17 protein-coding genes are annotated in these 17,995 nt (G+C 69.7%); 9 read left to right on the forward strand and 8 right to left on the reverse strand.

What is annotated here, in order from left to right:
* Nucleotides 1-15 precede the first annotated feature (15 nt).
* Both HWX07_RS21525 and HWX07_RS21530 read right to left on the reverse strand, forming a co-directional pair.
* Nucleotides 16-930 (reverse strand): ABC transporter ATP-binding protein, encoded by a 915-nt coding sequence (locus HWX07_RS21525; RefSeq protein ID WP_175877596.1) that lies wholly within the window; start codon nt 928-930, stop codon nt 16-18.
* The gene (locus tag HWX07_RS21530) at nt 927-2,051 is read right to left on the reverse strand and encodes an ABC transporter permease (RefSeq protein WP_124700737.1); all 1,125 of its coding nucleotides are present in this window, start codon (nt 2,049-2,051) and stop codon (nt 927-929) included. The genes HWX07_RS21525 and HWX07_RS21530 overlap by 4 nt, the downstream gene beginning before the upstream one ends.
* Nucleotides 2,052-2,411: 360 nt before the next feature.
* Here HWX07_RS21530 and HWX07_RS21535 point away from each other — a divergent pair, with 360 nt between their 5' ends.
* The 5 genes from HWX07_RS21535 (at nt 2,412) to HWX07_RS21555 (ending at nt 7,785) form a co-directional block, all read left to right on the forward strand.
* Complete coding sequence (locus tag HWX07_RS21535) at nt 2,412-4,481, forward strand: bifunctional 2',3'-cyclic-nucleotide 2'-phosphodiesterase/3'-nucleotidase (RefSeq protein ID WP_175877597.1); 2,070 nt, start codon at nt 2,412-2,414, stop codon at nt 4,479-4,481.
* Nucleotides 4,482-4,489: 8 nt separating this feature from the next.
* A complete protein-coding gene (locus HWX07_RS21540) occupies nt 4,490-5,335 on the forward strand; it encodes a tetratricopeptide repeat protein (protein WP_175877598.1) in 846 nt (281 codons plus the stop codon).
* Between the two features lie 282 nt (nt 5,336-5,617).
* A complete protein-coding gene (locus HWX07_RS21545; protein ID WP_175877599.1) occupies nt 5,618-6,538 on the forward strand; it encodes a biotin--[acetyl-CoA-carboxylase] ligase in 921 nt (306 codons plus the stop codon).
* Nucleotides 6,535-7,335: a type III pantothenate kinase gene (locus HWX07_RS21550; protein ID WP_175877600.1), complete on the forward strand. Its 801-nt coding sequence runs from the start codon at nt 6,535-6,537 to the stop codon at nt 7,333-7,335. Before HWX07_RS21545 ends, HWX07_RS21550 begins: the two co-directional genes overlap by 4 nt.
* Nucleotides 7,336-7,542: 207 nt before the next feature.
* Nucleotides 7,543-7,785, forward strand: coding sequence for a hypothetical protein (locus HWX07_RS21555; protein WP_175877601.1), 243 nt, complete (start codon nt 7,543-7,545; stop codon nt 7,783-7,785).
* Nucleotides 7,786-7,801: 16 nt separating this feature from the next.
* Here the strand turns inward: HWX07_RS21555 and rfaE2 are convergent, their stop codons facing one another.
* From rfaE2 to HWX07_RS21585, 6 genes are all read right to left on the reverse strand, one after another.
* The gene (gene rfaE2, locus HWX07_RS21560) at nt 7,802-8,287 is read right to left on the reverse strand and encodes a D-glycero-beta-D-manno-heptose 1-phosphate adenylyltransferase (RefSeq protein WP_175877602.1); all 486 of its coding nucleotides are present in this window, start codon (nt 8,285-8,287) and stop codon (nt 7,802-7,804) included.
* A gap of 194 nt (nt 8,288-8,481) precedes the next feature.
* On the reverse strand, nt 8,482-9,360 hold the full coding sequence (locus HWX07_RS21565; protein WP_011353352.1) for a diiron oxygenase: 879 nt from the start codon (nt 9,358-9,360) through the stop codon (nt 8,482-8,484).
* Nucleotides 9,361-9,826: 466 nt separating this feature from the next.
* The gene (locus tag HWX07_RS21570; RefSeq protein WP_175877603.1) at nt 9,827-11,053 is read right to left on the reverse strand and encodes a patatin-like phospholipase family protein; all 1,227 of its coding nucleotides are present in this window, start codon (nt 11,051-11,053) and stop codon (nt 9,827-9,829) included.
* Nucleotides 11,054-11,077: 24 nt separating this feature from the next.
* Complete coding sequence (locus tag HWX07_RS21575; RefSeq protein ID WP_175877604.1) at nt 11,078-11,812, reverse strand: PhaM family polyhydroxyalkanoate granule multifunctional regulatory protein; 735 nt, start codon at nt 11,810-11,812, stop codon at nt 11,078-11,080.
* 81 nt (nt 11,813-11,893) lie between these two features.
* Nucleotides 11,894-12,721, reverse strand: coding sequence for an enoyl-CoA hydratase/isomerase family protein (locus tag HWX07_RS21580; protein ID WP_175877605.1), 828 nt, complete (start codon nt 12,719-12,721; stop codon nt 11,894-11,896).
* A gap of 130 nt (nt 12,722-12,851) precedes the next feature.
* The gene (locus HWX07_RS21585; protein ID WP_175877606.1) at nt 12,852-13,844 is read right to left on the reverse strand and encodes a fumarylacetoacetate hydrolase family protein; all 993 of its coding nucleotides are present in this window, start codon (nt 13,842-13,844) and stop codon (nt 12,852-12,854) included.
* A gap of 129 nt (nt 13,845-13,973) precedes the next feature.
* Here HWX07_RS21585 and HWX07_RS21590 point away from each other — a divergent pair, with 129 nt between their 5' ends.
* From HWX07_RS21590 to HWX07_RS21605, 4 genes are all read left to right on the forward strand, one after another.
* Entirely contained in the window at nt 13,974-14,840 is an 867-nt protein-coding gene (locus HWX07_RS21590) for an IclR family transcriptional regulator (protein ID WP_011546324.1), read from the forward strand.
* 114 nt (nt 14,841-14,954) lie between these two features.
* On the forward strand, nt 14,955-16,205 hold the full coding sequence (locus tag HWX07_RS21595; protein WP_175877607.1) for a DUF3108 domain-containing protein: 1,251 nt from the start codon (nt 14,955-14,957) through the stop codon (nt 16,203-16,205).
* A 253-nt stretch (nt 16,206-16,458) separates the two neighbouring features.
* Complete coding sequence (locus HWX07_RS21600) at nt 16,459-16,716, forward strand: DUF3567 domain-containing protein (RefSeq protein ID WP_006477667.1); 258 nt, start codon at nt 16,459-16,461, stop codon at nt 16,714-16,716.
* 202 nt (nt 16,717-16,918) lie between these two features.
* A complete protein-coding gene (locus HWX07_RS21605) occupies nt 16,919-17,986 on the forward strand; it encodes a homocysteine S-methyltransferase family protein (protein WP_175877608.1) in 1,068 nt (355 codons plus the stop codon).
* Nucleotides 17,987-17,995 lie beyond the last annotated feature (9 nt).

The raw sequence follows: 17,995 nt of genomic DNA on the forward strand, positions 1-17,995 counted from the left end.
GCGGGTTCCTTGCTTCTACAGCTCGACGCTCGACAGCGCCGGTTCGAGGGCCGCCTTCGGCAGCTTCGCGCGCCGCTCGGGCGGCAGCGCCTGCAATGCGCGGCGCCCGCGCAGCCCCAGGAAATATTCGTGGATGAACGGATGGTCGACGTTCGCGGCCTCCTCGACCGGCGCGGCGACCAGCACCTTGCGGTCGGCCAGCACCGCGACGCGCGTCGACAGCGCGACCATCGTGTCGAGGTCGTGCGTCACCATCACGACGGTCAGCCCGAGCGTGCGGTGCAGCGTCGCGATCAGCTCGACGAATTCGTCGGACGCCTGCGGATCGAGGCCGGCCGTCGGCTCGTCGAGAAACAGCAGCTCGGGCTCCAGCGCGATCGCGCGCGCGATGCCGACCCGTTTCACCATCCCGCCCGACAGCGCGGCCGGCATCTTCGACGCGTGCTTGCACGGCAGCCCGACCATCTCGAGCTTCAGCATCACGATGTCGTGCAGCAGGTCCGGCGGCACGCGGCCAAGCTCGCGCAGCGGCTGCGCGACGTTGTCGAACACCGTCATCGACGAGAACAGCGCGCCCTGCTGGAACAGCATCCCCGAGCGCGTGCGCATCATCCGCGCGCTTGCGTCGTCGATCGTCGACGTATCCTCGCCGAACACCTTGATCGTGCCCGACGTCGGCCGCTCGAGGCCGAGGATCTGGCGCACGAGCGTCGTCTTGCCGGAGCCCGACCCGCCGACGATCGACACGATCTCGCCGCGCCGCACGTCGAAGTCGAGCTTCTGGTGAACGATGTTGCGCCCGTAGCGCTTGGTCAGGTTGCGCACCTCGATCACGAGGTCGCCGGCGTCGGCGGCCGCGTCCGGCCGGGCGTCGACCGACCCGGCGCCGATGGCCGCGGCATGCGCGGTCGTTTCGTTCGATGCGTTCATCCGAGCCCCACGTTCTGGAACAGGATCGCGAACACCGCGTCGGCGAGGATCACGACCGTGATCGACGACACCACCGACGTGGTCGTGCCTTCGCCGAGACTCTGCGAGTTCGCCTTGATCCGGAAGCCGAAATGACACGCGACCAGCGCGATCAGCATGCCGAACACGACGCCCTTGCCGACGCCGATGTACAGGTTCGCGATCGGCACGACGCCCGGCAGCGAGCGCACGAAATAGTTGATGTCGATGCCGAGCACCAGCTTCGCGGCGAGCGCGCCGCCCGTCAGCGCGATGATGTTGGTCCACATCACGAGCAGCGGCATCGCGACGCCGAGCGCGAGCACGCGCGGCAGGATCAGCCGCAACCCGTGCGGAATGCCCATCACGCGCATCGCGTCGAGCTCCTCGGTCACCCGCATCACGCCGATCTGCGCGGTGATCGCCGAGCCGGAGCGGCCCGCGACGAGAATCGCCGACAGCACGGGGCCGAGCTCACGGATCACCGACAGCCCGAGGATGTTCACGATGTAGCGGTTCGCGCCGAACATCTGCAGTTGCTGCGCGGACAGGTAGCTGAGCACGATGCCGATCAGGAACGCGACGAGCGCGGTGATCGGCAGCGCCTGCGCGCCGGCGCTGTAGATGTTCGCCGAGGTTTCCTTCCACGGCATCGTCTTCGGGCGGCGCAGCACCGACAGCGCATCGAGGATCACGCGGCCGAACATCGCGATGCCGCCCTGCAGGTGTTCGCCGAACGCGAAGATCGCCAGGCCGAGCCGCGTGACGGGATCGAACCGCACGATGCGCTCGGGCGCCTCACGCTGGCTGTCGAGCCGCTCGATGCGCTCGAAGATCGTGCGCTGCGTGGCGCTCAGCGCGACGCCGGCCGGCAGCTTGCGGCCCCACACGCGCCACAGCGCCTGGCCGCCGACGTGGTCGAGCCGCTCGATGCCGGACAGATCCCATTCGCTCACGCGCCCAGCGGCGATGCTCGCGATGCGGCGCGCCACGGCGCCGCGGTTGCGCGCGAGCGAGAGCGCGGTCCACTGGCCGGTCAGGCGCACCGTCTGGCCCTGGCCGCCGGCGTCGACCGACAGGCCGGGAGGAGTCTCGAAGTCCAAGGGCAGGTTGTTTGCAAAAGGATGACAGCGGCCATTGTAGCGAACCGCCCGATGCCGCGACGTGAGGATTTCGGCGCGGCCGGCGAGCTCAGGGCGCGTAGCCGGAGGCGCCGAACTCGGGGGGCGCGATCGAGGCGCCGGGCTCGGACGCGCAGCCGGGGCGCGGGGCTGGGAGTGCCGGCCGGGACTGGCCCGAAGCCGCCGCCGGCCACTGCCCGCTGCCCGCATCGCGACCTTTCATTGTTCCGTCACGTTTCCTTTCGATACTCTCACGCGCCGCACCTCAGGCCGTCGGCGCGCCGCGCCGCCATTCGTGCGTACCTCGCGTTTCATAAAACAGAACACCGAACAGGACAACCGATGCGTCTCCCCCCGCTTTCCCGCCGTCACGTGCCGGCCGCCGCCGCGCTCGCCAGCCTCGCCTTCGTCCTCGCCGGCTGCGGCGGCGACGACGTCACCGCCACGCCGCCGTCGCAGTCCGAGGCCCAGGCGCCCGCCGGCACGACGGCCACGCTCGCGCTGCTCGAGACGACCGACCTGCACACCAACGTGCTGTCGTACGACTATTTCAAGCTCGCCGCCGACAATTCGCTCGGCTTCGAGCGCGTGTCGACACTGATCGCGCAGGCGCGCAAGCAGTACCCGAACACGCTGCTGCTCGACAACGGCGACACGATCCAGGGCACCGCGCTGTCGGACTACCAGGCGCTGGTCAAGCCGGTCGGCTGCGACCAGACGCTCGCGATCTACAAGGTGATGAACGCCGCGAAATTCGACGGCGGCGGGATCGGTAACCATGAATTCAACTACGGCCTGCCGTACCTGTCGCAGGTGACCGGCAACACGTTCGAGGTCGACGGCCTGCCGGCACCGGCCCAGCAGAAGAAGTGCGCGGGCCCGAACTTCCCGCAGGTGCTCGCGAACGTGATCAGCGCCAAGACCAATGCGCCGCTGTTCACGCCGTACACGATCCTGACGCGCACGGTGACGGCCACGACGCCGGACGGCAAGACGGTGAGCGCGCCCGTGAAGATCGGCATCATCGGCTTCACGCCGCCCGCGATCATGAACTGGGACAAGCGCTGGCTCGACGGCAAGGTCTACACGACCGGGTTGAAGGAAGCGGCCGAGAAGTACATTCCGGAGATGCGCGCGAAGGGCGCCGATCTCGTCGTCGCGATCTCGCACGGCGGCCTCGACAATTCCGCGTACTCGCCCACGATGGAAAACGGCAGTTGGTGGCTGTCGAAGGTGTCCGGCATCGACGCGATGCTGATCGGCCATTCGCACCAGGTGTTCCCGGACGCGAACAGCACCGTGGCGCAGTTCAACCTGCCGGGCGTCGACAAGGTCAAGGGCACCGTCAACGGCGTGCCGACCGTGATGGCCAACTACTGGGGCAAGCACCTCGGCGTGATCAAGCTCGGCCTGAAGTTCGACGGCAAGACGTGGGCCGTCGACAAGTCGCAGACGACCGTCGAGGCGCGGCCGATCCAGAACGCCGACAAGAGCTACGTCGCGGCCGACCCGTCGGTCTCCGCCGCGATCGCGGCCGAGCACCAGGCGACGATCGATTACGTGAAGACGCCGATCGGCTCCACCGACTACCGGATGAACTCGTACTTCGCGGACGTCGGCGATCCGGGCGCGATCCAGATCGTCAACGAGGCGCAGGCCGACTACGTGAAGACCTACGTGCAGGCGAACCTGCCGCAGTACGCGTCGCTGCCGGTGCTGTCGGTCAGCGCGCCGTTCAAGAGCGGCTTCGGCGGTGGCACCGACTACACCGACGTCGCGCCGGGCGCGCTCGCGATCAACAACGCGGCCGACCTGTACCTGTATCCGAACACGGTGTACGCGGTGAAGGTGAGCGGCGCCGACGTGAAGAACTGGCTCGAGACGGCCGCGAAGCGCTTCAACACGATCGACCCGACCAAGGCCACCGTGCAGCCGCTCGTCAGCACCTTCCCCGGCTACAACTTCGACATGTTCACGTCGGCCGATCTCGCGTACGAAATCGACGTCACGCAGCCGGTCGGCAGCCGGATCAGGAACCTGACGTACAAGGGCGCGGCGATCGACCCGAACGCGCAGTTCATCGTCGCGACCAACAACTACCGCGCGAGCGGCGGCGGCAACTTCCCGGGCCTCGACGGCAGCAAGACGATCTTCGCGTCGCCCGACGCGAACCGCGACGTGCTGATCGCGTTCATCAAGAAGCGCGGCGCGATCACGCGCGCGGCCGACGGCGCGCAGCGCAGCTGGCGCTTCACGAAGCTCGCGAGCTCGGTCGCGCACGTGCAGTTCGCGTCCGCGCCGAACCGTCTCGGCGACGCCGCGGCGGCCGGCCTGACCGGCATCACGCAGGTCGCGGCCGACGACGGCTCGGGCAAGAACCTCGCGACCTACGAGATCGACCTGACGCAATGAGACACACGATGCAACCGATCCGGACGATGCGGCCCGCCGAAACCGGCTTCGCCGCCGCCGCGCGGCGCGTGCTGCGCGCGAAACTCCCGCCGGCCGCGCTGCTCGCGGCGGCGGCCGTGACCGTCGCGGCCATCGTCGCCGCGACCGGCCTGCGCGGGGCCGGCCCCGCGCCGAGCGTCGCGCAGCTCGACGAATGGCAGGCGATGGTCACGCAGGCGACCGAGCCGCATGCGCTGGCCCAGTTGCGCACGCTCGCGCGCCACGGCTCGGGCGCCGCGCAGGCGGCGCTCGGCATCGCGCTCGTCGATGCGCATGAACCGGGGCTGCGCGACGAGGGGCGCGGCTGGCTGGAAACGGCCGCGGCGGCGGACGGCAGGGCCGACGCGACGGCTGCGCGGCGCGCGCAGCTCGCGCTCGGCAAGGCGTTGCTGCTCGGCAGCGGCGACATGCCGAAGGACTATGCGCGCGCCCGCGCGCTGCTCGGCGCGGCGGCTTCGAATGGCGATCCGGCCGCCGCGTACTACCTCGGGCTGATCTACCGCAGCGGTTACGGCATCGCGGCCGACCCGGTGCAGGCCGCGCACTGGTTCGACATCGCGTCGCGCGCGGACATCCCGGCGGCCGACTTCATGCTCGCGAACGCGTACCGCGACGGCAGCGGCGTGCCGCGCGACGACGCGCGCGCGCTCGCGCTGTATCGCCGCGCCGCCGAGCACGAGCTGCCGGAAGCGGTGCAGACGCTCGCGATGGCCTATCGCAACGGCGAACTCGGGCTTCGACCCGATGCGGACGAATTCCACGCGCAGTGGATCGAGACCGCGCATGCGCTGAAGCACCCGGTCGTCGCGCCGTGATGGCCGTTTGGCCGGGACACGCGCGAGCGTGACCTGGCCGGACGGTGGTTGCGTCGTATGCGTCATCTGCGAGCCGCCGGCGGCGCACCGATCCTCGTTTCGACCCGCTAAGGCCCGGCGCTGAAGGGCAGGACGCCGCTCGCGTGCGAGATGACGTCGGAAGAGGACATCAAGGCGCTGGAGCGCGGATAGAGATGCAGCACTAAGCCACGCCGTGTCGCCCTGCAGGTTGGGCGCGCCCTCCGGCGCGCGCCAACGCCCCCTGTCGCTACAATAGGCGCCATGAACGCCCCCACCTCCTCCGACACGCCCGAATCCGGCGACGCGCACATCGCGCGCAACCGGCTCGAGGCGCACCTGGACGCCGCGCCGCGCGCGTGGCCGCTCGACATCGTCGCCGCCACCGGCTCGACCAACGCCGACGTCGCAACGCGGCTCAAGGCGCTGCCGCGCAACGCAAAGGCACTGCCCGCACCGCTCGTGCGCGTCGCGTTCGAGCAGACGGCCGGCCGCGGCCGGCAAGGCCGCCCGTGGTTCGCGCAGCCGGGCAATGCGCTGCTGTGCTCGGTCGGCTGCATCGTGCCGCGCCCCGTCGACGCGCTCGGCGGCCTCAGCATCGCGATCGGCGTCGCGCTCGCCGAAGGGCTGGCCGCGCTGCCGCTCGACGCCGGCTCGCGCGTCGCACTCAAATGGCCGAACGACCTGCTGCTGACGGCCGACGACGACGGCACGCCGCGCATCGTCGGCAAGCTCGCCGGGATCCTCATCGAAACCGTCTGGACCACCGCCGACGCCACCGCCGTCGTGATCGGCTTCGGCATCAACGTGCGCGGCGCGCAAGCCGTCGCCGCGCAAGTCGACGCGCTGCGCGCGCGCGAAGCGACGCTCGCGAGCGGGCTGCCGCCGGCCGCGTTGTCGATCGCGTGCGCGTCGGCGAACCTCACCGATACGCTCGCCGCGTCGCTGAACGCACTCACGCCCGCGCTCGCGCAGTTCGGCACCGACGGCCTCGCGCCGTTCCTGCCGCGCTGGCACGCGCTGCACGCGTACGCGGGCCGCGAGGTCGTGCTGCTCGAACAGGGCGTCGAACGCGCGCGCGGCGTCGCGACGGGCATCGACGCGACCGGCCAGTTGCTGCTCGACACGCCGAACGGCGTGCAAACGATCGCAGCCGGCGACGTGTCGCTGCGCGAAGCGCAATGAGCGAGCCGCACCTGCTGATCGATGCCGGCAACAGCCGGATCAAGTGGGCGCTCGCCGACGCGCGGCGCTCGCTCGTCGACACGGGCGCGTTCGGCCATACGCGCGACGGCGGCGCCGATCCCGACTGGTCGCACCTGCCGCGGCCGCGCGGCGCGTGGATCTCGAACGTCGCGGGCGCCGACGTGGCCGCACGGATCGACGCGCTGCTCGATGCGCGCTGGCCGGGCCTGCCCCGCACGACGATCCGCTCGCGGCCCGCGCAATGCGGCGTGACGAACGGCTATACGACGCCCGAACAGCTCGGCAGCGACCGGTGGGCCGGCCTGATCGGCGCGCACGCGGCGTTTCCCGGCGAGCATCTGCTGATCGCGACGTTCGGCACCGCGACGACACTCGAGGCGTTGCGCGCGGACGGCCGCTTCACGGGCGGGCTGATCGCGCCGGGCTGGGCGCTGATGATGCGCGCGCTCGGCACACACACCGCGCAGTTGCCGACGCTGACCACGGATATCGCCAGCGGCCTGCTCGCGGACGCGCAGGCCGAACCGTTCCAGATCGATACGCCGCGCTCGCTGTCGGCCGGCTGCCTGTACGCGCAGGCCGGCCTGATCGAACGCGCGTGGCGCGATCTCGTCGCTGCGTGGCAGGCGCCCGTGCGGCTCGTGCTGGCAGGCGGTGCGGCGGACGACGTCGCGCGTGCGCTGACGGTCGCGCATACGCGGCATGACGCGCTGATCCTGTCCGGGCTCGCGCTGATCGCAGCGGAGGCAGCCGGCCCGGCAACGGTGCAGGATTGACGCGAAAGCGCCGGCATCGCGCCGGCGCGATGCCGACGCAGGCCAAAGTGAGCCCGACCGGCCCGCGTCACGCCGACGATGCAATACGCGCGGTGCCGCGCCAGCGGTCCGCACGAACGGTCAACGAAAGCCATGAAAAAAGCCGGCCATGCGGCCGGCTCGACTGAACGACGTGATTTACGTCGATGACGACAAGGAGTTTCGACGATGCTGCGCTGGCTGATCGCTGTTCTCTTTCTCGCCAACATGCTCGCGTTCGTGGTGGCGCGCGGCATGTTCGGGCCGCTGCCCGCGGCCGGCCCGCGCGAACCCGCCGTGCTGTCGCGGCAGGTGCGGCCCGACGCATTGCGCGTGACACCGCTCATGCGGGCGACCGACCAGCCCGTCGTCGGCGGCCCGATCGCGGCGCCGGCCGTCACGACCGCACCGCTCGCCGCGTCCGCGCCGTGACGGCGCCGCGTCGCGCTCACGGCTGTTGCGCGCGCACCTTCTTCAGCAGTGCAGTGGTCGAGCGATCGTGCTCGAACGGAATCGCCAGCGCCCGGCCGCCCCAGCCGCGCACGAGCGCCGACTCCGGCAGTGCGTCCATGTCGTAATCACCGCCCTTCACGAGGATGTCCGGACGGACGGCCTCGATCAGCGACACGGGCGTCTGTTCCGTGAACGTCACGACCCAGTCGACGCTTTCCAGCGCCGCCAGCAAGGCCGCGCGATCCTCTTCGCGGTTGATCGGGCGGTCGTCGCCCTTGCCGAGCATGCGCACCGACGCGTCGCTGTTCACGCCGACGATCAGGCAGGCGCCGAGCGCTTTCGCATCGGCGAGATACGTGACGTGACCGCGATGCAGGATGTCGAACACGCCGTTGGTGAACACGACGGGCGACGGCAGCGACGCGCGCAGCGCGACGAGGGCATCACGGGTGATCAGCTTGCGTTCGAAAGTGGCGGACATGATGGAGATTGGACGGGATGAACGACGGCGCGCGCGACGGCGGCACCCGATAAAAAGCCCGCCGGACCGGCCGGGCGGGCTTCATGCGATGAACGCGACACGGTGCCGCGAGCCGGGCGCGAATCGGGCGCGAATCGGGCGCGAATCGGGTACGAATCGGACCCGGCTCGCGCCGACGGCGGCCCCTGCCGGCCTCAGGCCGGCTGCGCGGCTGACGACGGGCCACTTTCGGCCTGCAGGCGGCCGGTGACTTCCTTGCGGTAGCGGTTCAGTTCCTGCGCGGTCGCGAACGTGCGCTCGAACAGGATCGACAGGTTGTGCAGAATCCGCTCGACCACCTTCTTCTCCCACTCGCCGTCGAAACGGATCTGCTCGTCGAGCCAGCGTTCGAGCCATTCCGGATCGGGCAGGCGCGACTGCACGGTGTCGCGCGGGAACAGCGCCTGGTTCACGTGCAGGTTGGTCGGGTGCAGCGGCTTCTCGGTGCGGCGCGCCGACGCCATCAGCACGCCGATCTTCGCGAAGGCGGCACGCGCGACGTCGCCGCAGTTGTTCAGCGCTTTCTTCATGTAGCGCAGGTACGCGCCGCCGTGACGCGCTTCATCGCGCGAAATCGTTTCGTAGATCTGCTTGATGACGGGCTCGGTGTGCCAGTCGGCCGCGCAGCGGTACCAGTGGTTCAAACGGATTTCGCCGCAGAAGTGCAGCATCAGCGTCTCGAGCGGCGGCGCCGGATCGAACTGGAAGCGCACCGCGTGCAGTTCCTCTTCGGTCGGCACCATCTCCGGCTTGAAGCGGCGCAGGTATTCCATCAGCACGAGCGAATGCTTCTGCTCCTCGAAGAACCACACGCTCATGAACGCGGAAAAGTCGCTGTCGTGCTGGTTGTCGCGCAGGAACATTTCCGTCGCGGGCAGCGCCGACCATTCGGTGATCGCGTTCATCTTGATCGTCTTCGCCTGCTCGTCGGTGAGCAGCGAAGCGTCGAACTTGTCCCACGGAATGTCCTTCTCCATGTCCCAGCGGACAGCTTCGAGCGACCTGTAAAGTTCCGGATAAAGCATGGTGTTCATGATGGTCCCACCCCTGTTCTGCGCAATGCGACTTCTCTAAACGTGACTGTTGCCGCGCAAGCGCGCCACGCGCGCTTTTTGCAGCCAAGACTCTAATTTTACGCGGGAAACCGGCCCGCCGGACGCTGATTCCTCGTCCGGCAGCCGGGCGGCCGCGTTGCCGCCGTTGGGCATGCCGCCACCCGCTCCGTTCGGACGAAGCCGGTCGCGCTTGCCTGAGTGGGGGCCGGCGCTGGCCGGCTCGTTGGCGCGCCCGTCCCCTGCCCCCAGGCGGGTTCCCCGAAAGGTCCCGTGCGGATGCCGGATCGGCGGGCTGCTCGATATGGTGTATACGGCGGCGGCCATGATAGCACGCGTGCATGACGGTTCCGAGACGCCCGCCCGGTCTGGCCCCGCCAACCTGCGTGCGGCGATCGGTCGCAGCCGACCGTCGCAAATACGCAACCTTACATTGCGCCTGCGTGCATCAGACCCGTATTTTTCCGGCCGCGAGGCCGCCTTCCGGCGGCGTGCCGGCCGCCGGCGCGCGGCTGCCGTCCGCCTGAGCGATCCAGCCGGCGAGCGTCTCGCGTTGCGCCCGGCCGTCGCGGTAGCCGAGCTCGATCAGCTCGCGCGTGAAGGCCTCCTCGAACAGCAGGTAGCTCGCGAACGACGCGCCGGCCGGCTGGCTGCCGCCGATCGCGCCGAGCAGCCCGCGCATCGTCGCCGGCATCTGCTTCAGGTGCTTCGCGGCAATCAGCTCGATGCGCTCGGACGGCGCGATCGCGAGCACGTCGACGTGCCGCCAGCCGCTGTCGATCTCGACCTGGTGCGGCAGGTGCTCGATCATCCGGTTGATGTGCTCGATCCGTTCGATGTCCGAGCCGATCGAGTCGAGGAACACGCTCGCGAGCACCTGCTGGCCGATCTGCGCGAGCGTCGGGTAGCCACGGGGCCGCCCCGCGCCGTTTGCGGCCGGAATCTCGGGCCGCGGATCGGCGGCACCGACGACGACGATCCGGTCCGCGCCGAAATGGATCGCCGGCGACAGCGGCGCGATCTGCCGGATCGAGCCGTCGCCGAAGTACTCGATCTGCCCGTCGAGCACGAGCGGCACGGCGGGGAACACGAACGGAATGGCCGAGGACGCGAGCAGGTGCGACGCCGACAGGTCGACGAGCCGCGCGGTGCGCTGCGCGCGCCGCCACGCCTGGATCGGCTGGGCGGCCTGGTAGAACGTGAGGTGCCGGCCGCTCGAATAGCTGAGCGCGGTGATCGCGAGCGCATGCAGCAGGCGCGCCTCGAGCATCTGCTCGATCCGGTGGAAACTCAGCTCCCGCTGCAGCAGATGCGCGAGCGGTGTGTTGTCGAGCAGCCCGCGCGGCGAGCGGCGCGCCGCCCAGCCGAACGTCATCGTCGCGAGCCAGCGCGCGCCGGCGGCCGCGATGCCGAGCCAGTCGGTGCGATACACGTAGTCGGCGCGCAACGGCTCCCAGAATTCGAGCAGGCGCCGCACGCCATGGGAAAAGTCGTCCGCGTGGCTCGCGACCGACGTCGCGTTGATCGCGCCGGCCGACGAACCGCACACGACCGTGAACGGCAGCGTGTGCCGCTGCGGATCGGCCTCGCGCGCGATCTCGGCCAGCGCCTTCAGCACACCGACCTGGTATGCGGCGCGCGCGCCGCCTCCCATCAGAACGAGCGCGAGTCGCATGATCGCCCTGCTACCTGCGCCGCATCACGTCGAGCGCTTCGGCGGACGCGTTTCGGGCGACGAAGCGGCCGCCGCGCGCTCCGCGGCCGAACCGGACGGCTTCGCGCGCTTCGCGGCGGGCTTGCGCGGCGCCGCCGCGGCGGCCTTCGCGGCGGGTTCGGGCGCGGCGGCGGCCTCCGGCGGCGCGGCGCCCGACGCGGCAGGCTGCATGCCCGGCTGCGCCATCGCGAGGCTCGCGAGCTGGTTGAATTGCGTCTGCAGCAGATTCCACCAGCCGGACGGATCGAACGGCTGCTGCGCGGGGTCGCCTTCCGGCGCAGCCGCGGCATCGGCCGCGGGCGCGGCCTCGCCCGCCGACGCGGGCTTCGCGGCCTGCGCGGCAGCCACGGCCGCTTCCTCGGCCGCCGACATCGAGCTTTGCGCGAATGCGCCAAACGCGCGCAGCGTCGCGAGCGTCGCACGCTGCACCTCGAGCGCCTGGATCGCGGACTGCAGCATCCCGAGATTGAGCTTCAGCCATTGCTCGACCGCGCGCAGATCGGTGATCCGCTTGTCGAGCTCCTCGACGTTCGTGAGCGGCGACATCATGTCGGACATGCTCGACAGCGACGGCGGCAGCCCGTGCGCGGCGCCCGGAAACGGCGCCATCCCGCCGAACGGCGACATCCGCATCATGTCCCACATCCGGTCCATCATGTCGGCGGGCTGGAACCCGGCAAAGCCGGCGAAAGGGTTGGCGCCGGAGGCATCGGTCGTCATACGGGCATCCTGGTTGACTGGGGGAGCGAGGCGGCCGCCGAGCGTCGCGCAGCCGCGCGTGGTTCGATCATAGCGCGCACGTCAGAACGGCGCGTCGCCGGGGAATGCGGGCGGGCGCCGCTCGCGCAGCGAGCGGATGCCCTCCTGCACGTCGGGCCCCGAAAAACCCATGAATTCGAGTGCGAGCGACGTATCGAAGGTCGGGCCGGCCGTGCGCAGCCAGTTGTTCAGCGCGTACTTGGTCCACCGGATCGCCGACTGCGAACCGTGCGCGAGCCGCTCGGCCACTTCGTATGCCTTCGACAGCAGGTCGGCCGGCTCGACCGCGAGCGAGACCAGCCCGATCCGCTCCGCTTCCTCGCCGCTCACGGGCTCGCACAGCATCAGGTAGTACTTCGCCTTCGCCATCCCGCACAGGAGCGGCCACACGATCGCCGCATGGTCGCCGGCCGCGACGCCGAGCCGCGTGTGGCCGTCGATGATGCGCGCATCCTTCGCGGCGATCGAGATGTCGGCGAGCAGCCCGGCCACGAGCCCCGCGCCGACGGCCGGGCCGTGCATCGCCGACACGATCGGCTTGCTGCAGTTGATCACGTTGTAGACGAGGTCGCGCGCCTCGCGCCACACGCGGGCGCGCACGTCGAAATCGTTCGCCATGTCCTCGACGAGCGCGAGATCGCCGCCCGCCGAAAAACCCTTGCCTTCGCCGCGGATCACCGCGACGCGCGTGTCGGGATCGCGATCGACGTCGCGCCAGATGTCGGCGAGCTCGCGATGCATGCGCGCGTTCGCGGTCGCGAGGCCGCTGCGGTTCGCGCCCTCGCCGCTCATCACGATGTCGAGCACGCCATGGTCGCGGCGCGTCACCTTCAGTGCTTCGTAACCGCCGTACGCGGCAAGATCGGCCATCTGCTGCTCCTTGTTCGAGGCGCTCGAACGCTTGAATCGAGTGTAGCCAAGCCCGCGCGGTCAAACATCGGGCGAAACCCGGCGCGCGGGCCGAAGCCGGGGTTCGCCGTCGCAGCGCGTACCGCGCCGCTTATGCCGCGCCGTCGGGCGGCGAAACCGACTGCTCGATCGCGCCGAAGATCGATTTGCCGGCCGCATCGAACATCTCGATGCGCACCGTATCGCCGTAGCGCATGAATTCGGTCTGCGGCGCGCCGTGCTCGATCGTCTCCAGGCAGCGCTTCTCGGCGATGCAGCAGTAGCCGCGCTTCGCGTCCTTGTTCGACACCGTGCCCGAGCCGACGATCGAGCCGGCACGCAGGTTGCGCGTCTTCGCCGCGTGCGCGATCAACTGGCCGAAGTGGAACACCATGTCGGTGCCCGCATCCGGCTGGCCGACCTTCTTGCCGTTCCAGTGGACGATCATCGGGCGGTGCACGCGGCCTTCGCGCCATTCGTCGCCCAGCTCGTCGGGCGTGACGGCGACCGGCGCGAACGCGGTGGCCGGCTTGCTCTGGAAGAAGCCGAAGCCCTTCGCGAGTTCGGCCGGAATCAGGTTGCGCAGCGATACGTCGTTCACGAGCGTGATGAGTCGCACGGCCTTCAGCGCGTCGTCGGGCGACGCGCTCATCGGCACGTCGCCGGTGATCACCGCGACTTCCGCCTCGAAATCGATGCCCCATTCCTCGGACGGGCACACGACGTCGTCGCGCGGCCCCACGAAATCGTCGCTGCCGCCCTGGTACATCAGCGGATCGGTCCAGAACTCGGGCGGCATCTCGGCGCCGCGCGCACGACGCACGAGCTCGACGTGGTTCACGTACGCGGAGCCGTCGGCCCACTGGAACGCGCGCGGCAGCGGCGCCATGCAGTTGGCCGGATCGAACGGGAAAGCGTTGCGCGCGCGGCCGTGGTTCAGCGCGTCGTACAGGTCGCGCAATTGCGGCGCGTAGAACGCCCAGTCGTCGAGGACGCGCTGCAGCGTCGGCGCGATCGCATCGGCAATCGCCGCGGTGTGCAGGTCGCGCGACACGACGATCAGCTGGCCGTCGCGCGTGCCGTCCTTCAGCGAAGCAAGTTTCATAGGGAGGATCTGCCGTTGTAGTGACGATGGAGGGAATCTATTTTACGATGGTGAATCCATGCGGCGCGCCACGATCGCGCACGCCGTTTTCGCCCCGTTTCCTGTCGCATTTTCGCGCACCCGTTGCCCATGCCCGCCAGCCCGCTTCCCGACGACGATCTCGCCGACTCCGATACCGACGATGCCGCCTCCGGCGAACACGGCGAGAAGGTCCGTTCCGGCATCCAGTCGATCGAGGTCGGCTTTCGCCTGCTCGACGTGCTGACGAGCGAGCCGCGCGCGATGATGCTGCGCGATCTCGCGCAGCGCGCGGGCATGAGCCCGGCGAAGGCGCATCGCTACCTGGTCAGCTTCTCGCGGCTCGGCGTCGTGTCGCAGGACCCCGTCTCGGGCCGCTACGAGCTCGGCGGCTTCGCGCTGCAGATGGGCCTCGCGCGGCTCGCCCGCGTCGACGGCGTGAAGCTCGCGCGGATCGCGCTGACCGAATTCCGCGATCGCCTCGACCAGACGGTCGGCATCGCGGTATGGGGCAACCAGGGGCCGACGATCGTGCACTGGATGGAATCGAGCCATCCGGCGAAGGCGTCGCTGAAGCTCGGCGACGTGATGCCGTTGCTCGGTTCCGCGACGGGCCTGCTGTTCGCCGCGTACCTGCCGCGCAGCAAGACCGCCGCGATGCTCGAGCGCGAACTCGCCGATACGCGCCGCTCGCCGCACCACGGCGGCCCGCGCACGCTCGACGAAGTCGATGCGGTGCTCGCCGACGTGCGCCGGCACCAGGCCGCGCGTGTCGAGGGGATGCTGCTGCCGACGATCCACGCATTCTGCATGCCGGTGTTCGATGCGGTCGGCGAACTCGCGCTCGCGATCGTCGCGCTCGGCCAGGAAGGCTCGTTCGACATCGCGTGGGGCGGCGAGATCGACACCGCGCTGCGCGCATGCGCGCAGAAACTGTCCTACGAACTCGGCTATAGTCCCGACGCACGCGACGCCTGACGCATCCGGTTCACGCCACGTCACGCATCGCGAACGCGCAGCGCATCCGACGGTCCGATTCCTGTGGCGCGCGCCGCGCGCCCGACGTCACCCACGCGCCCCGATCCTGTTCCGATGCCCATGCAGCCTGCCGACCTTCGCCCGAGTCACGCCCAGCCCCGCCGCTGGCTGCGCGTGGGCGTCGCGCTCGTCGCCGTGCTGGTGCTGCATGCGCTCGCCGGATTCTGGCTGATGCGCAACCGCGAATCGTTCACACCGCCGCCGCCCGCTGAGATCCCCGTGCAGATCGAGTTGCTGAAACCGCAGCCGATCGAGCGCCAACCGGCCCCGCCGGCGCCGACGCCGGTCGAACGTCCGGCCGCACCGGCCGCGCCCAAGGCCGCCCCGCCGAAACCCGCGCCGTCGCAGGAGCCGGTCCTCACGTCGACGCAGACGGCCGAGCACGGCGAACCGCCCGCGGCAGCCGCGTCCGCTGCGAGCGGCACACCGGGGGCTTCGGGCGCCTCGGCCGCGCACGCGGCCGCGGGCGCGAGCGCCGCGACACCCGGCCCCGCGACGAGCGGCGTGAAGTTCGCCGCGCCGCCGTCCGGCGACCTGCAGTACGACACGTTCTACAACGGCATGCAGAACATGATCGGCACGATCCACTGGCGCACCGACGGGCACACGTACGACCTGTCGGTGTCGATGCCCGTGCCGTTCGTGGGCCCGTTCACCTATCGCAGCGAAGGCCGCATCGACGCGTTCGGCGTCGCGCCCGACCGTTACGTCGAGAAGCGCGGCAAGCGGCCGGAAGACATCGCGATCTTCAACCGCGAGATCCGGCAGGTGGTGTTCACGCGCACGCCGAACAACGCGCCGCTGCCCGACGGCGTGCAGGACCGCTTCAGCATGCTGATGCAGTTGTCGGGGCTCGTGCGCGGCAATCCCGCCGCCTACAAGCCGGGCGTCACGCAGCAGTTCTTCGTGATCGACAACAACAGCGGCGAGACCTGGCCGATCACCGTGATCGGCGACGAGCAGGTGCAGACGCAGGCCGGCATCGTCGCGGCGCGGCACTTCATGCGGCTGCCGCGCCGCGACGGCGACACGCGCCGCATCGACATGTGGCTCGCGCCGTCGCTCGGCTGGCTGCCCGCGCGACTCGTGCAGAGCGAGCCGAACGGGGCACAGATCGAGCTGCTGTGGCACGGCCGCCTCGCCGCACCGGACGTGCCTGCCGATGCCGTGCCGCCCGGCGGCGCAACGAACGCGCCTGCCGCCGCTCCGACACCCGATGCATCGCCTGCGCCGCCAGCGGAACCGGCGCAAGCGGCACCGCCCGCGCCGATGCAACCCCCTGCCTCGTCGACTGTCACACAGTGAACTCGAGTGAACGCGCACGAATCGGCAATTTCGACCGATTACAGATTTCCCGGAAATGGCCGATGACACTCTTTAACAACTATTTCAGTCCACCGGCTCACAATGAGAAACGTTTGATAGACATCGGCTTCTAACCGATACACCCCACGCAACGGGAGAACGGGGTGTGCAGCGCAAGCCCCTTGAAACCGGCAAGGCTCGCCCCACCTAGGGGACAACAAGGCCAGATGCCACTGCGAAGAGGAGTGCCGCCATGCAAATGATCTACAACAGCCCCAACTACTGCGTCGTCGAATTTGCGCCGCAGGCCGGCCATCACCTGATGAATGCCGGCGGATACGAAATCGTCGACAAGAACGCGCAGCGCGAAATCTTCATCGACGGCGAACTTGCCGAACGATTCCGCGCGCACGTGAAGCAGCTGATCGAGGATGAACCGTCGCTCGACGAAGTCGACGAATTCCTCGGACAATTCGACAGCCTGATGATGATGCCCGTCGTGCTCCACTGACGACCGCGGCCCGGCGCGTCACGCGGCCGGGCCATTTCGCCGCGCATCGACGCGGCGCCGCGTGCACTCCGATCCTGCCCCCGTCCGGCTCGCCGGCGGGGGCTTTCATTTGGCGGGCCGCGAGGCCGGCACGGCGAGGGCCCGCGCCCCCTTGACGCACCGGCTACAATGACGGTTTTCCGTCTTCGCCGGTCTTCCGCCCATGTCTGCGACTCCTCTCGCCGCTTCCGTCCCGCTCGACGCGCACTACACGCGCGGCGCCGCCCTGCCCGCGCTGCTGAAATCGCGCATCCTGATCCTCGACGGCGCGATGGGCACGATGATCCAGCGCTACAAGCTCGACGAGGCCGCGTATCGCGGCGAGCGTTTCAAGGATTTCCCGCGCGACATCAAGGGCAACAACGAGCTGCTGTCGCTCACGCAGCCGCAGATCATCCGCGAGATCCACGACCAGTACTTCGCGGCCGGCGCCGACATCGTCGAAACCAACACGTTCGGCGCGACGACCGTCGCGCAGGCCGACTACGGGATGGAAGATCTCGTCGTCGAGATGAACGTCGCATCGGCGAAGCTCGCACGCGAATCGGCCGCGAAATACGCGACTCGGACCAAGCCGCGCTTCGTCGCGGGCGCGATCGGGCCGACGCCGAAGACGGCCAGCATCTCGCCGGACGTCAACGATCCGGGTGCACGCAACGTCACGTTCGACGAGCTGCGCACGTCGTACTACCAGCAGGCGAAGGCGCTGCTCGACGGCGGCGTCGACCTGTTCCTCGTCGAGACGATCTTCGACACGCTGAACGCCAAGGCCGCGCTGTTCGCGCTCGACGAGCTGTTCGAGGACACCGGCGAGCGCCTGCCGATCATGATCTCGGGCACCGTCACCGACGCGTCGGGCCGCATTCTGTCGGGCCAGACGGTCGAGGCGTTCTGGAACTCGCTGCGTCACGCGAAGCCGCTCACGTTCGGCCTGAACTGCGCGCTCGGCGCGGCGCTGATGCGCCCGTACATCGCCGAGCTCGCGAAGCTGTGCGACACCTACGTGTCGTGCTATCCGAACGCGGGCCTGCCGAACCCGATGAGCGACACCGGCTTCGACGAAACCCCCGACGTCACGTCGGGCCTGCTGAAGGAATTCGCGCAGGCCGGGCTCGTGAACCTCGCGGGCGGCTGCTGCGGCACGACGCCCGAGCACATCGCCGAGATCGCGAAGGCGCTCGCCGACGTGAAGCCGCGCCGCTGGCCGAACCAGTACAGCGACAACGCCTGACCGACCGCC

Origin of the sequence: Burkholderia sp. BCC0097 (assembly GCF_902832985.1) — a bacterium.
GTDB lineage: Bacteria > Pseudomonadota > Gammaproteobacteria > Burkholderiales > Burkholderiaceae > Burkholderia > Burkholderia orbicola.